The 14,670-nt window shown below is 43.9% G+C and carries 14 protein-coding genes; 9 read left to right on the top strand and 5 right to left on the bottom strand.

Going from position 1 to position 14,670, the window contains the following annotated elements:
* Positions 1–89: 89 nt before the first annotated feature.
* Positions 90–1,868, bottom strand: a complete 1,779-nt coding sequence (locus ACP26M_RS00735; RefSeq protein WP_426585270.1) for an aromatic amino acid hydroxylase — start codon at positions 1,866–1,868, stop codon at positions 90–92.
* A gap of 100 nt (positions 1,869–1,968) precedes the next feature.
* Positions 1,969–2,928: a lysylphosphatidylglycerol synthase transmembrane domain-containing protein gene (locus ACP26M_RS00730; protein WP_426585268.1), complete on the bottom strand. Its 960-nt coding sequence runs from the start codon at positions 2,926–2,928 to the stop codon at positions 1,969–1,971.
* Between the two features lie 246 nt (positions 2,929–3,174).
* Between ACP26M_RS00730 and ACP26M_RS00725 the strand changes: the two genes are divergently transcribed.
* From ACP26M_RS00725 to ACP26M_RS00715, 3 genes are all read left to right on the top strand, one after another.
* Positions 3,175–4,044, top strand: a complete 870-nt coding sequence (locus tag ACP26M_RS00725) for a carbon-nitrogen hydrolase (RefSeq protein ID WP_426585266.1) — start codon at positions 3,175–3,177, stop codon at positions 4,042–4,044.
* Positions 4,045–4,179: 135 nt separating this feature from the next.
* On the top strand, positions 4,180–5,235 hold the full coding sequence (locus tag ACP26M_RS00720; protein WP_426585264.1) for an agmatine deiminase family protein: 1,056 nt from the start codon (positions 4,180–4,182) through the stop codon (positions 5,233–5,235).
* A gap of 386 nt (positions 5,236–5,621) precedes the next feature.
* Entirely contained in the window at positions 5,622–6,029 is a 408-nt protein-coding gene (locus ACP26M_RS00715; RefSeq protein WP_426585262.1) for a LiaF transmembrane domain-containing protein, read from the top strand.
* Between the two features lie 329 nt (positions 6,030–6,358).
* Here the strand turns inward: ACP26M_RS00715 and ACP26M_RS00710 are convergent, their stop codons facing one another.
* Positions 6,359–6,583 (bottom strand): hypothetical protein, encoded by a 225-nt coding sequence (locus tag ACP26M_RS00710; RefSeq protein ID WP_426585260.1) that lies wholly within the window; start codon positions 6,581–6,583, stop codon positions 6,359–6,361.
* 50 nt (positions 6,584–6,633) lie between these two features.
* On the opposite strand from ACP26M_RS00710, the gene ACP26M_RS00705 reads away from it, so the two are divergent.
* From ACP26M_RS00705 to ACP26M_RS00680, 6 genes are all read left to right on the top strand, one after another.
* Positions 6,634–7,491 carry a LiaF transmembrane domain-containing protein gene (locus ACP26M_RS00705; RefSeq protein WP_426585258.1) on the top strand — a complete coding sequence of 286 codons (858 nt, stop codon included), beginning with the start codon at positions 6,634–6,636 and terminating at the stop codon, positions 7,489–7,491.
* Between the two features lie 33 nt (positions 7,492–7,524).
* Positions 7,525–7,860, top strand: a complete 336-nt coding sequence (locus ACP26M_RS00700; protein ID WP_110583047.1) for a DUF4288 domain-containing protein — start codon at positions 7,525–7,527, stop codon at positions 7,858–7,860.
* A gap of 28 nt (positions 7,861–7,888) precedes the next feature.
* On the top strand, positions 7,889–8,923 hold the full coding sequence (locus ACP26M_RS00695) for a sensor histidine kinase (RefSeq protein WP_426585256.1): 1,035 nt from the start codon (positions 7,889–7,891) through the stop codon (positions 8,921–8,923).
* Positions 8,920–9,666, top strand: a complete 747-nt coding sequence (locus ACP26M_RS00690) for a LytR/AlgR family response regulator transcription factor (protein ID WP_091166727.1) — start codon at positions 8,920–8,922, stop codon at positions 9,664–9,666. Before ACP26M_RS00695 ends, ACP26M_RS00690 begins: the two co-directional genes overlap by 4 nt.
* 216 nt (positions 9,667–9,882) lie before the next feature.
* Complete coding sequence (locus ACP26M_RS00685) at positions 9,883–10,581, top strand: L,D-transpeptidase family protein (protein WP_426585253.1); 699 nt, start codon at positions 9,883–9,885, stop codon at positions 10,579–10,581.
* A gap of 622 nt (positions 10,582–11,203) precedes the next feature.
* Positions 11,204–12,247 (top strand): ligand-binding sensor domain-containing protein, encoded by a 1,044-nt coding sequence (locus ACP26M_RS00680; RefSeq protein ID WP_426585251.1) that lies wholly within the window; start codon positions 11,204–11,206, stop codon positions 12,245–12,247.
* A 44-nt stretch (positions 12,248–12,291) separates the two neighbouring features.
* Here the strand turns inward: ACP26M_RS00680 and ACP26M_RS00675 are convergent, their stop codons facing one another.
* Complete coding sequence (locus ACP26M_RS00675; protein ID WP_426585249.1) at positions 12,292–13,182, bottom strand: flavin reductase family protein; 891 nt, start codon at positions 13,180–13,182, stop codon at positions 12,292–12,294.
* Between the two features lie 367 nt (positions 13,183–13,549).
* Entirely contained in the window at positions 13,550–14,545 is a 996-nt protein-coding gene (locus tag ACP26M_RS00670; RefSeq protein ID WP_426585247.1) for a fumarylacetoacetate hydrolase family protein, read from the bottom strand.
* Positions 14,546–14,670 lie beyond the last annotated feature (125 nt).

Genomic DNA, 14,670 nt, shown 5'->3' with positions numbered 1-14,670 from the left:
TTATTTATTATTAATTTTCATTTTTCACGCGTCCTTGCCTCGTTCCCCGCAATGACGCGTGATTTATCCTCTAAGATGATAAATCAACGCTAAACTACCAATTTTTGCTCAACCGGGTGCTTGATCAGGTAAAAGCCATCGCTGATGAGCTTGCCGTATTCAGGCTCATTACTTCCTTTTTGCTCCAAAAAATGTTTGATCTCGGCGGCTAATTCTGAGTCTACGTTTTCGTGATCGAGTATTTCCAGGATCTCAAGGGCACAAAGCCAATCGTCATGATGATCTTTTTGGAGTTGCTGCCATACATTGCCTAAAAAACCATAATCCCCATGGTTAACGCGGCAATTGCGTACTTGCTGGTAAAGCTTGTGCAGTTCTTTGGTTTTATGATCATGCACAGCATGATGCGTTTCTGTCTTTGATTTAAAAACAATGGTTTCGTAAGCTTCCCTATCTGCGGCGCCGCAAAATACCGAAACAACTTCCTCGCCAACAGCCATATCATAAACACCCCAGGCCGGATCAAACAATACCATTCCATTATCATCAGTAACGGTTACATCGTTGAAAGTGACCAGGCAGATCTTATCCTTTGGCGAAAGAATATTTTTCACCATACCTTTTACTGTAATGCCGCTTTCAAAATGCAATTCCGCGTGCTGCCCTTTTACTATGCCTGCCGTTTTTAAATCTTCTTCCGAAAAATCTTCTAAAGCAATACCGCTGCCTTTCAATTTACCAACCGGCGAACTGAAACCATCCTTATGATAATCTTTACCATGGCCTTTTAACTGTTTATTGCTTAGGGCCAGCGCGGTGGGGCCGGTGGTTTTTATAAAATAAGCTTTGCCGCCTGCATCTGTCTTAAAATCGGTAATGTTACCCGAAACCTGCAAGCCCGAACTGTAAACAGCCGTACAGATGTTCTTACTTTCAACAGCCTTGTTTAATCCGTAAGCACCACCTTTTCTGAAAGCCATGGTATTGGCAAACTCTTCCAGCACGCTGATCAGGTTCTGAAAATCGGGGGTTACAAAAAGCTGGGGCTGTGGCTTGGTGATATCATAAGGATATTTAACAGCGTCAATAGTATACCATAGCTTTTGAACATCTTTATTCATACACGTTGAACTTTCGCCGATTGAGGAAAGCAGGCCTGCACCATAGATTTTTGGCTGTTCAAGAGTGCCTATTAAGCCATACTCTACCGTCCACCAGTGTAAGCGGCTTAGCAACGCCATTTCCGAAGGTTCACCCATATTCTCCTGGCAATAAGTTACCAGCTCTTCGGCTTTAAGGATTTCCTGTTCATCGGCATCGGGCATTTCTTTTAATATCGATAAAGCCCGGATAGCCTCATAAAGCTCAAAATCCTGTGCCGAAAACATGGCCTTGGCCCCTATCGATCCAAAATAGCTCAGATATTCATGATAATCCTTATCGGCAATAATGGGCGCATGCCCCGCCGACTCGTGGATGATATCGGGCGCCGGGGTATATTCAATATGTTTTAACTGGCGAATGTCCGCAGCTATAACCAGCACCCTGTAAGCCTGATACTCCATAAAGGCCGCCGGCGGGATAAAGCCGTCGACCGTAACAGCACCCCAGCCAATTTTGCCGAGGGCATCATTCATCTCCTGTAAATTGGGAATATGTTCAATAGTTAAACCTGCTTTTTGCAAGCCGGGAATGTACGGGTAGTAAGCGACATCCTTTAGATAACTATAATTTTGACGCATGACATAGCGCCACACCGCATGATCGATAGGCGTATAATGCTCGTAGTGCTGGTCGACAATAAATTGTTTTAAATGACCGGGCAATGCCGCAACTTGCGGATTATTAAAATCATTAAAATGGCTCATTGATAACTTGCGATTTATAATACAACGCCAAGTTTAGCAGATGGTTGCCATGAAAACAAGTTTCAGTTTATTATTCTGAAATTAAAACTGAGGCAGAATATTATTCTTCTATCGGGTGATTTTCCAATTTTGGTTCTTCGCCTTTTTTAAGCCTAGCATCCAGCCGCTTAGGAGCTAATACATAATACACTCCCAATAAAGCTACGATAATTGAGATGAGGTAAAACCCCAAGCTCAAATAAACTGCCATATCTTCGGCCAGGTTAAACTGACGGGCCAGTGTAAGGAACAATGCATCGCGGACGCCTCCGCCTCCCAAACTGAACGGAATAATTGCAGCCAGCGATGAGAAAAGAAATGACAGCAGATATGGAGCAAATTTACCGTTAAAGTCCTGCGCAAGCAGTAAGCAAACAATGGCGAGCAACTGCATGCTTTGTACACCTATAGCTTTTAAATGTGCCTGTATAAAGTTGTGGGTATATTCTTTAAAAAATTTGCGGGCTACAGCGTAATAGATCACAGAACCAACCGATACTATACCAAGCGGCCAGGCCAGGTGATAGGGGAAACTTGGTATTAAAATCACCAAACCAACTACAATGGCCCCTATGGCCCAAAAGCCGCTAAGCCTGTCAAACAGGATGGCCCAGAACACTTTTTTTGTAGGCAAATGATAGCGTTTGTGCAGCAGGTAAATTTTGTAACCATCGCCGCCGATACCGCCTGGCAATAGCACATTATAGCACAAGCCAAGAAAATACAGGCGCAGGTTGAAGCGCCAGTCTAACCGCAAACCGATGGATTTGAAATAGCTCAATAACCGCCATGATGAAAAAAACATCGACCCGATATAACAGACTATAGCGGCGGTTAGCCAGGCGCGGTCGGCATGGACTAAACGATATTTAATTTTCGCAAACGGAACCTTACTGAATACATAGTAAAGCAAGCCGCCGGTTACTACGATAATAAGGATTACTTTTATAACGCCCCAAAGCTTACCTTTCCAGGTTTTATGTTCGGCACCTTCGTCAATGAGATCTTCTGTTTGTGTCATTCGGCTGCAAAGCTATGTTATTTTTTTATTTGGATGTACGGGATAGTCAATTAACAATTTTTCTTCATTTTGTTTTCAGAAACATTAAAACCAGTAAATCAGGTTATTATTTCGGGGAGGGAGCAATGTAAAATGGCAAAGGCAATCTCACACCAGTGTAATCGTACTTTCAACTGAGTGTAATCATAATATTAAATGGGTGAAATCCTTGTTACAAAGTGTTATTTTTGCGCAAATTTTTTGGAGATGAGTAAAGTAAAAGTTGGTTTAGTACAAATGAGCTGTACTGCTGATAAAGAGCAGAACCTGCAGAAAGCAATTGTTAAAGTAAGGGAAGCGGCTGCTAAAGGCGCGCAAATAGTTTGTTTACAGGAACTTTTTACCTCGCTTTATTTTTGCGATGAAGAAAATTACGACAATTTTAAGCTGGCCGAAGCTATTCCCGGCCCATCAACCGATGAACTTTCAAAAGTTGCTGCCGAGCTTAACGTGGTGATCATTGCTTCACTGTTTGAAAAACGTGCTCAGGGTGTTTATCACAATACAACCGCGGTGCTTGATGCTGATGGAAGCTATTTAGGCAAATATCGGAAAATGCATATTCCTGATGATCCGGGCTTTTACGAAAAATTTTACTTCACTCCCGGCGATTTGGGGTACAAAGTATTCAACACCAAATTTGCCCGTGTAGGTGTATTGATCTGCTGGGACCAATGGTACCCTGAAGCAGCGCGTATTACCGCTTTAATGGGTGCCGATATATTATTTTACCCAACCGCTATCGGCTGGGCTACTACACAAGATGAAGCAACCAACGTTGAGCAATACAACGCGTGGCAAACCATTCAACGTTCGCATGCGGTAGCTAATGGTATACACGTAGTAAGCGTGAACCGTGTTGGCGAGGAAGCCGGTGTAAAATTCTGGGGCGGTTCGTTCTTTGCTAACCCATTTGGTGCTATTATACACCAAACATCACATAACGATGAGGAAGTAGTAGTACAAGAGCTTGATCTGGATAAATCTGATTACTACAGGAGTCACTGGCCGTTTTTACGTGACAGAAGAATAGACAGCTATCAGCCGATAACTAAACGCTTGTTAGACGAGGACTAACCCGTCTCCCACATGTCATTGCGAGGAGGAACGACGAAGCAATCGCACGCAGTACAGGGTCACTCTGTATAGTATGCGATTGCCGCGCTACGCTCGCAATGACATGCTGTTTATTACATTTGCATTAACCAAATTATGAGCCAACAAATATCAACCATATTAACACCCGCCTCGCAAGGCTTTTCTTTTCCCGCCGAGTGGGCCAAACATACGGCTACCTGGCTAAGCTGGCCTCACAAAGAGGCATCATGGCCTGGCAAGATCGATACCATTTACGCGCCTTACATTGAGTTTATAAAGATTGTTACCGAAGGCGAACTGGTACGCATTAACGTGACTGATGCTGATATGAAAGCCTCGGTGATTTTCCAGTTGCAAAACGCAGGTGTTGATCTTAACAAAATAGAGATCTTTGAATTCCCGACCAACGACGCCTGGTGCCGCGACCACGGTCCGGCGTTTTTGATCAACCCGACTACAAGTCAAAAAGCTATTGTAGACTGGGGTTATAACGCATGGGGCGGTAAATATCCTCCATTTGACCTGGACGATGTGATCCCGACCAAAATAGGTAACCACTTTGGCCTGCCGGTATTTAACCCCGGCATTGTAATGGAAGGCGGATCAGTTGATTTTAACGGCAAAGGTACTATTTTGACTACTACTGCCTGCCTGCTTAACAAAAACCGTAATCCACAACTCAGCCAGCAACAAATTGAAGCCTACCTGCAAAACTATTACGGTGCAGAACAGGTCTTTTGGCTGGGCGATGGCATCATAGGCGATGATACCGATGGCCATATCGACGACATCACCCGCTTTGTAAACGAGGATACGGTTGTTACCGTTGTTGAGGAAGATAAGAATGATGAGAACTACCACATCCTTCAGGAAAACCTCGAAACATTACAAACCATGCGCCTGCTTAACGGCAAACAGCTAAACATTGTTGAATTGCCCATGCCTGATGCAGTGATTTATGAAGATACCCGTCTGCCGGCTTCATACGCCAACTTTTACATTGCCAATTCAGCGGTAATAGTGCCTACCTACCGTTCAAAGAACGACGATAAAGCGCTTGACATATTGACCCAATGCTTCCCCGACCGCAAGGTTGTCGGCATTGACAGCACCGACATTATCTGGGGCCTGGGCAGTTTCCACTGCCTGAGCCAACAGGAACCAGAATAAGACCTCACCCTGCCCTCTCCTTTGGAGAGGGTTCTTTTTTATTAAAAAGGTTGTCATACGGCCTGCAAAGCGCAGTACATGGTTTAATAGTGGGGCGTATAAGATTTCGCCTCACGCCATTACACTTCCGCCACCTGTTCGTCAGAAATAACAATTCGATCTTATCAACGCTAATCTCATTTTTCTTATTTTGTTTCTTTCATCTTGACCTCTTGCCGCTTTCTATATCTTGCTTCTTGACTCTTGACTTCCTGGCTCTTGCCGCTCCGCTTCTTTTTCACCGCCTTTATCCCCCACTTTACCGACATCTCCCCTTACATCGCCAACAATTGATTGACCTGCCTGTCCCATCGCTGTAGATTTGGGTAACATTAAAACTTAAAGCGATGAACAATGATATAATAAACACCGAAAACAAAAGAAATGGCAAGATCATGTTAGGAATAATTTTACTGGCAGCCGGTGGTTTATTTCTGATAGATCAGCTTAATGCCTTCCTTATTCCCGACTGGCTTTTTAGCTGGCCAATGTGGTTCATAGCCTGGGGCGCTTACATGGGTGCTAAACACGACTTCAAGAAACCATCATGGATCTTCATGATACTGTTAGGCCTGATATTCCTGGTAAACGATAACGTTAATGACGCCGACCGCATAACCTGGCCAATAGCCCTTATGCTGCTTGGCACCTGGATAGCCATCAGGCCTGCCAAACAAGCCGACAGGGACTTCTGGGAAAAGAACGAAAAAGCTAAACAACACTTTGATTTTGAGCAACCCAAAACCGAAGCTTAAACTCAACCATCCATCATATATATCAAAGCCGGGGCATTTTTAAAAAGCCCCGGCTTTTTGTTTATACTAATGATAGCTATAATCTAAAATCCAACCCCTCAACCTATGTTAGCTTAGTGTTCAACTTTTTTAGGTGTAAACACCTGGTTATTTTTATAAAATACAAATGACTAATAATCAACCATTTGTATTTTAGTATTTATCATCAATTGGCCCTATTTGAACAAATACATACTGATAATCAACAACATAGATATTCAGGAAATAAAAGCTGAACACCCGTTTTTCAAAAATTGAACACCCGCGATAAAACCTAATTTGAACGTTGATTATTTGCATTTTAATTCTTTTGGATATTCTGCCATCCGCTTATTCAGCCCCGAAGATTTATTTGCCGGGATAAAGCCATGCCTAATTTTCCCGATAAAAACCGTCGCAACATACATTTTTTTATTTTTGCCGGATGATAAATAATCACCCGCAACTTTTTCACCGCCAAAACCTCCCCTTTTACCGATTTCTTTAAATACATCGCCAATTTTTGTTTGGCTCAACTATAATGTTACCTTAGTTTTGGATATGATTTTAATTTGCAGATAATACAATGAACAACGATATAGAACATCCAAAAGATCCCAACAAAGGCAAATCTGTTGCCGGGATCATTTTACTTGCTGTAGGCGGCATATTGCTACTTCAGCAATTCCGAATTTTTTTCATACCCGCTCATCTTTCCCTGTGGCCCTTATGGCTTATCTTTTGGGGGATATACATAGGTGCAAAGCATAATTACAAAAAAGCATCGTGGGTATTGCTGGTAGCTTTAGGTACTATATTCCTGATCACCCAGAACATTAACAATTCCGATCGGATAGTTGGCCCCCTGGCTGTAATCGGCTTTGGCATGTGGCTGATATTAAGACGCAACAAACATTTTGATCCGCAGCAGTGGAAAAACGATTTCAAAGGAGAAAAATGGACCAACTGGGATAAAAAAGAGCCTTTTCAATTTGAAAAAACAGAGCCTGTGGTTGACTACACCGTAAAAGATGAAGGCGACCCGATCCCTCCGGTTGATCCCTACGCTCAAAAACAGCAGCAATACAACACCAAATACTCCGGCGATGATTATATCGATACCGTATCCATTTTTGGCGGGGTTAACAAAACAATCCTTTCCAAACAGTTCCGCGGTGGCGATATCGTAAACATATTTGGCGGTGCCGAACTTGATTTTACGCAGGCAGATATTAATGGCCGTATCATCATCGACATCACCCAGATCTTCGGCGGCACTAAAATTATTGTGCCATCAAACTGGCAGGTAGTATCTGACCTGGCAGCGGTTTTTGCCAGTGTTGATGATAAACGCATCAGGAGCACCGCAAGCGTAGGCAGCGAAAAGGTGCTGGTACTTAAAGGGGTATCCATATTCGCGGGGGTAGATATCCGCAGTTATTAATTAAGGCAGCTAATTACGAAAAGCATAAACAACATGAACTGGTACGTAGCAAAATTAGTTTTCAGGGTGATAAGCGGGGATGGCGACCATCAGGCGCAATTTGATGAGCAATTAAGATTGATCAGTGCAGATAATGAACTGGTGGCTTATGAAAAAGCCAACCGGATAGGTCACGCCAACCAGGATAGCTTTAAAAACATTGAAAAGCAAACCGTTAAATGGCAATTTATAGATGTGGCCGAACTTAACCAGCTTGGTGAACTTACCGACGGCACCGAGCTATACTACAACATACATGAAACACCCGATGCCGACCTGTACATTGCCTGGGCGCATCATAAGTCGGCCTTATTGGGCATCAGAAATTAAACCTTAAACCACAAGAAAGCAACCCGTTTTGGAAGTTCCATCAATACAATCATCAAAACTATACGCGGCATTTGTAATATGCGGTGTGGCCTGGGCCGCACTGCAAACTTACATCATCCATAGTTTTGGGTTTTTATGGTTCACCGCCGCCACCGATGGCTTGTTGAGCGCCATATTGCTTTCATGCGCATGCTGGCTTATCAACAATAACTTACGTTACTATCAACCGGGCAAGGGAAGCTACATTAACCTGTTTATATGGTGTGTAGCACTTGCAGGGATCTGCACAGCCGGCTGCCGCTACCTGTTACCCCTAATTAACAGCGACACGATCTACACCGGCTTCCTGGCCCAGTCGTTAATCATCCGCTTTTTTACCGACTTTTTGGCTATAGGCTGGATGGCCATGATCAGCCTGCTGTGGTTTTCGCAACTCGACCAGAAAGAAACGCTGAAACGTAAAACCGAGGCCGAGCAGCTTGCCCGCGAAGCCGAATTATATAATTTGAGGCAGCAACTGCAGCCCCACTTCCTGTTTAATAGTCTTAACTCTATCAATGCGCTTATTGGCTTTAAGCCTGATGAGGCCCGCAGGATGATCCACCAGCTATCCGATTTTTTACGCGGAACGCTTAAGAAGGACGATCAGCTGCAGGTTAGCTTAACGGAAGAACTTGCACATCTTAACCTATATCTCGATATAGAGAAAGTACGTTTTGGTCACCGTTTACAAACCGAAATAAGCTGTGATCCCAAATGCGGAACCGCCATACTGCCATCTATGCTGTTACAGCCTTTGGTTGAAAATGCCATTAAATTTGGTCTGTACGACACCATAGGCGAAGTTACCGTGAGCATTCGCGGTGAAATTGAGGATGGCTATCTGAACTTAATGGTACAGAACCCTTACGATCCGCAAACATCGAAACCAAAAAAAGGTACAGGTTTTGGTTTGCGGGGAGTGCAACGGCGATTATATTTGCTGTATGCCCGCAATGATTTAATGGAAACCCATGCGAGCGATGATCTGTATACTACCATTATAAAAATACCGCAACTATGAAGCGAGCTTTAATTATTGATGATGAACCTTTAGCCCGCATGGTTGTAAGGGAATACCTGCTTGATTTTAAAGACATTGAACTGATACAGGAATGTAACGACGGCTTTGAAGGCCTTAAAGCCATTCAACAGCACCAGCCCGACCTGGTTTTTTTAGATATCCAGATGCCCAAAATTACCGGCTTCGAAATGTTGGAACTGGTTGAACAGCCTCCTGCCGTAATATTTGCTACCGCATTTGACGAATACGCCATCAAAGCTTTTGAAGCCCACGCGGTCGACTATTTATTAAAACCCTTCAGCAAAGAACGTTTTAATAAGGCGGTTGAAAAATTCCTGGCCTCAGCCACGCCAAAACCTGCTGTTAAACAAACGGAAGAGTTGCTGGAAACTGCCGCTACCCAGTCGCCTGCCCAGCATGAGCGTATTGTGGTTAAAACCGGCACCAAGGTAAAGATCATCCCGGTTGCCGATGTTGAGTATTTGCAGGCCGATGATGATTATGTAAGTGTGATCACCAAAGAAGGCTCGTATCTCAAAAACAAAACCATGAGCTTTTTTGAGCAAACCCTTGATCCTAATCATTTTGTTCGTGTTCATCGCTCCTACATCGTAGCCATACAGCAGATCACCCGTATCGACCCATACGAAAAAGACGCGCACCTGGCCATCCTGAAATCAGGCGCTAAAATCCCGGTAAGTAAAACAGGGTATGTAAAGTTGAAACAGGTGCTGGGGATATAGAACCAACTGCTTACAACAAAAAATGTCATTGCGAGGAGGGACGACGAAGCAATCGCATGCTATACAGAGCGGCTATGCATCCGTGCGATTGCCGCGCTGCGCTCGCAATGACATGGAGATTATAACCTGCATTTTTAGCCAACAAAAAATCTCCCCTCCTACATAATTTCCTTCCAACAACTCCGTTAACTATAATTATAGTTAAAAACCTGACCAATGCCTAAACCAATTACATTGCTGCTATTAATTATATTGGCAGCACTTCACAAAACTGAAATCCCCGACAGCAAAAGAGCTAACGATGTACGTCTTAAAATATGGCCTAAACTTCAGAAAGAACTTAAAGATAAAGGCTTTGCCCCCTATGGCTCAGTATACCTCCGTATTATCAAAGACATCAGCGTACTTGAAGTATGGGTAAAATCGGCTAATAAATACCAGCTCTTTAAAACTTATGACGTATGCACCTACTCCGGCGGGTTAGGTACCAAAACCCGCAGTGGCGACGGTAAAAGCCCGGAAGGCTTATATACTATAGAGCCCAAACAACTAAACCCGGTAAGTAACTATTACCTGGCTATTAATGTAGGCTATCCTAATACGGTTGATAAAGCTAAAGGTTATACCGGCAGTGCCATCATGGTACATGGGCATTGTGCCTCTATAGGTTGCTATGCCATGACCGATGCACGGATAGAAGAAATTTACACGCTGGTTTACGAGGCATTTGCAGCCGGCCAAAAGCAGGTCCGTGTTGATATTTTCCCTTTCCGGATGGATGATGCAAACTTAAAGCGCTATGCGGCTTACAAACAGGATGCCTTTTGGCGCAACCTCAAACCGGCTTACGAATTATTTGAAAAACGACAGCTACCAGTTGACTATCATCTTAAGGGGAAGGAATACGCTTATTAACCGTTGATTTTTTTGATTACGCGGATGGGGCTCAAATCTTTAGCTTGTGATCGGTGTTATCACCAGAAGTATTCGAAAGATTTTTAATTCCCTCCCCCTGGGAGCATAGCCGTCAACTTAAGCACCGATTGAACAAAATCCCCTCTCGAGAGGGGGCGCGGAGGGACGAGCGGTTAGCAGGGGTGTGTTTCTGCTGTAGGCTTATCAAAGCAAACACACACCCCTCCGCCCCTCTCAAGAGGGGAATCGCACCCTCCCCCGCTTTCTATTCCTTAAGTTGACGGCTATGCCCTTGGGAGGGGTGCGGCTGGATTTCGTGGTGGCAGGGAGGGGTTTATACGCCTTGCAACGATCAGGTATCTCGCTAAAACCCCTCCCTACACCCTCCCAGGGGAGGGAATCGCACAATCCCTCGCTTTTTCTATTTCTTCCGAAACAATTCTGGCGTTAACACACGCTCAATGTCAATCCGAACAAGGATTTGCATTCCCCGGGAGAGGAGACTTCGGCCATCAGGCATAATATGGAGCCTTTATTTACAAAGTTTACATTTTTATTTACAATCCAGGTTCTTCTGACGGAAAGGTATCAGAGTAATTTCGCTGAATCAACTTGATATGATATGAAAAATAAAAGAAACGTTTTGTCCTGCCTGATTATACTGCTGGCAGGAGTAATTTATTCCCCTGCACAGGCCCAGCAAAAACATGCCGAAAGCGTAATTCCTTTCGCCGGGCCTAACCGTATTACCCGTAATATCATACAAGATAAAAAAGGCAACATTTGGATTGCTGCATTTGATGGTATTTTTCGATACGATGGGAAATCTTTTACCAATATCACAAGTAAAGTGAGTTCGGCCCGTTTTTTTTCTGTTTTAGAAGATAGGAAAGGCAACCTGTGGTTTGGCTCTATCGGTTCAGGTGTTTACCGTTACGATGGTAAATCCTTTCGTAATTTTACAATAAAGGATGGCCTTCTCAATAATGATGTTGTAAGTATTTATGAAGATAAAAAAGGCAGTATCTGGTTCGGCGTTTGGGGTGGAACAAGCCGGTATGACGGAACATCATTTCGGAATTATATCATAAACGGATATGGGATGAATGAAGACCCAACAGGGAAAACATTTCCGGATAGGGCACCTTATGAAGTTAATTCAATTATTGAAGACAGAACGGGCAAGCTTTGGTTTGCCACAAGAGGCAACACCTTTGTGTACGACGGAAAAATGTTTAACGTTTTCAGCCGTAATGGCAAACCTTTTACCAATGTTCGTTCTGTAATGGAAGATAAAAAGGGCAATATCTGGCTCGCCGGCAGTGATGGACTGTGGCGCTACGATGGTAGGTCATTTACCAATTTCACCCGGAAATTTGCGGGTTATGTTTACGAAGATAAAAAGGGAAACATTTGGACAAGCTCAGAAAGTGCTGATAACCCCAACAGGATACTTTCTGGTTTTAGCGCTAATACAGCGGCCTGGGCGCTTTCCCGTTACGATGAAAAATCCTTGTCTGATAAAAAGCCGTCAGTAACCGAAATCACTAATAAGCCAATGGTTTTTGGGATTTTAGAAGATGATAAAGGAAATATTTGGTTTGGTGCTATGGGTGGAGTGTACCGGTATGACGGAAATACTATAACAGACTTTAAAGGGATGTAGCTGATGATCCGTCCTACGCCGGCAGAAGAATGCATATTCAGCTATCATTCCATCAGCAACACCATCAAAGCTTCTTCAACCCGCTCTTCTTCAAGCAATTGTTTAGCTTTCAAATGTAATTGCAACTCACGGGTCTGACTATCGCCGATGGTGGCATCAAGTACTTCTTTTATCTCCGGGGTAAGCGCAAAGACTTCGATAGCTTCATCGCCGGGTATAGCTTCGAGGTTACCCAATTGCCCGAGGTTGTTACCCGTAAGAACCCTTGAGTTGCGGATAGCATAAGGCAGTGCATCAACACCTATGCCCATTTTGGTATTGGGTTTGGCTACTTTAAACAGGCTATCTTTGGTAACCCGGCAATACCAGTCGCCGCCAAGCCGGGCGACCAGGTCCATTTTGGCTTGGTTTATTTTGCCCTCTGCATCTAAAACGGCATCATTAATGTGGACCAGCTTAATTTCAGCAAGCACAAGATTACCTGCGCCATGACTTTGCCCCAATTCAATCACTTCGTTAATCACACATTCCAACTGCACATATGATTCGGCCACGCGTGGCGGTTTTACCAATTGGGATGGTACAGGTGTTAAACCCGATTTATTAAACTCATTAACACCCTGCGGATACTCTACGCTTGAGAGCGAAGTTTGCTGCACCATATCATAATTAACAATATTGATCACGCATTCGGGCACTTCCCTGATATTTTCGAGCGTGTGTTTGGTGGTATTATCCCTCACCCGCCGTGATGGCGAAAAAATACATATGGGCGGATTAACGCTGAAAATATTAAAGTAACTGAAAGGGCTCAGGTTTACATTCCCGGCCTTGTCAACTGTGGAGGCCAGGCAAATCGGTCGCGGAGCTACCGCAAAGTTCAGGTAGCTTTGCAGTTGAACAGGAGAAAGATCGGATATGTGGATGGTGGGCATGGACGTTTTACTTTCACCGTCATTGCGAGGTACGAAGCAATCCCCAATTGGCAGAGAAGCTATACAAGTCCCTCTGTATAGTTTGGGATTGCTTCGTACCTTATAATGACGGAATTATAAGTTATTGATTATTAAGTATATTTTCTCGATCAATTTTATAACATGGGCGTTGCCTGCGGCCCGGGCTTTCCGTTACAAGTCCTCGCCTTTCCTACCCGCAATCCCTGCACGCGCTGTGGGCTTTTCACTGCAATCCCTAACGCGGCCCCGCACGTCATAATACATTTTAAAGGTCATAACCATTTTTTCCCGGGGTTCCCTGGTGGGTTATAGCAATGACGCATTTCATGCTTACCGGTATTATTTCTTACTTCTTCAACTTCAATATCGAAAAATCACTATTGGATTTTTTAATAATATTCCCGAGCATGCCTAAACCGGTAACCTCCATTTCAACCAAATCTCCCGGCTGCAGCCATTGTGGTTCATAATCTGCATTATTAAGTACACCGGTGCCATTCAGTTCAAGAAAACAACCTGTGCCAACAGTACCCGAACCAATTACATCGCCCGGCAAAACATCACAACCATAGGCAGCACGCTCAATGATCTCGGCAAAGGTCCAGTCCATATCAGCCATATTACCTGCCGATACCTGTTTCCCGTTCACCACGCATTTCATATCCAGGTTATAAGCATTACCTGTATGACCAGATTTTGCGGGTATTTTATATTGCTCTAACTCGTCGGGCGTTACCAGCCAGGGACCAATCACCGTCGAAAAATCCTTACCTTTCGCCGGGCCAAGGTTCAGCAGCATTTCCTCCATTTGCAAGGTGCGGGCGCTCATATCATTCATGATCATATATCCCGCTATAAAGCTATCTGCTTCGGCAGCTGTAATGTTACGGCCTTTTTTATGGAGAACAACGGCAACTTCCAGCTCAAAATCAAGCTTTTGAAAATGATCGGGCATACATTCAATTTCGCCGGGGCCTTGTATGGCATTATGATTGGTGAAATAAAATATAGGGTACTGATCAAATTCCGGTATCATATCCAATTTACGGTTACGCCTTGCCGACGCCACATGCTGGCGGAACGCATACCCATCGCGGCACGATGTTGGGTGAGGTACCGGGGCTATCAGCTCAAAAAACAGTTCCTCTTTAGCTTCTATCTTTCCCGACCGGATTTCTTCATTAACCCTTGCGGCATGTTCCATCAGTTCGGGCCCTCCCCATAAAAACTCGTTCATGTTATCAGGGATCAGCTTATCGCATGAGTTTAAATTGTAGATGTGGCCATTAACAAAAACGCCAAGATGTTCGCGGTCTTCGGTTTTATAGGATACTAATTTCATAGAGTAGCTTAATTGGTATAATCAAAGCTAATGATTTTGATTGAGGGAATTATAGTGAATGGTTGATTATTGGGGAGTGAATGATTGATTAAGTTGATTAGGTGAGTAGTTGCTTGAATAGTTAA

Source organism: Mucilaginibacter sp. R-33, assembly GCF_049949235.1.
GTDB lineage: Bacteria > Bacteroidota > Bacteroidia > Sphingobacteriales > Sphingobacteriaceae > Mucilaginibacter.
The sequence above is the reverse complement of the archived record's forward strand: the minus strand, read 5'-3'. Positions and strand labels throughout refer to the sequence as shown.

Bases quoted from the DNA above. Each gene is read 5' to 3' on its own strand.
- ACP26M_RS00680 (WP_426585251.1), top strand. From the start codon at position 11,204: ATGAAAAATAAAAGAAACGTTTTGTCCTGCCTGATTATACTGCTGGCA.
- ACP26M_RS00685 (WP_426585253.1), top strand. From the start codon at position 9,883: ATGCCTAAACCAATTACATTGCTGCTATTAATTATATTGGCAGCACTT.
- ACP26M_RS00715 (WP_426585262.1), top strand. From the start codon at position 5,622: ATGAACAATGATATAATAAACACCGAAAACAAAAGAAATGGCAAGATC.
- ACP26M_RS00730 (WP_426585268.1), bottom strand. From the start codon at position 2,928: ATGACACAAACAGAAGATCTCATTGACGAAGGTGCCGAACATAAAACC.
- ACP26M_RS00735 (WP_426585270.1), bottom strand. From the start codon at position 1,868: ATGAGCCATTTTAATGATTTTAATAATCCGCAAGTTGCGGCATTGCCC.
- ACP26M_RS00720 (WP_426585264.1), top strand. From the start codon at position 4,180: ATGAGCCAACAAATATCAACCATATTAACACCCGCCTCGCAAGGCTTT.
- ACP26M_RS00690 (WP_091166727.1), top strand. From the start codon at position 8,920: ATGAAGCGAGCTTTAATTATTGATGATGAACCTTTAGCCCGCATGGTT.
- ACP26M_RS00705 (WP_426585258.1), top strand. From the start codon at position 6,634: ATGAACAACGATATAGAACATCCAAAAGATCCCAACAAAGGCAAATCT.
- ACP26M_RS00725 (WP_426585266.1), top strand. From the start codon at position 3,175: ATGAGTAAAGTAAAAGTTGGTTTAGTACAAATGAGCTGTACTGCTGAT.
- ACP26M_RS00700 (WP_110583047.1), top strand. From the start codon at position 7,525: ATGAACTGGTACGTAGCAAAATTAGTTTTCAGGGTGATAAGCGGGGAT.
- ACP26M_RS00670 (WP_426585247.1), bottom strand. From the start codon at position 14,545: ATGAAATTAGTATCCTATAAAACCGAAGACCGCGAACATCTTGGCGTT.
- ACP26M_RS00675 (WP_426585249.1), bottom strand. From the start codon at position 13,182: ATGCCCACCATCCACATATCCGATCTTTCTCCTGTTCAACTGCAAAGC.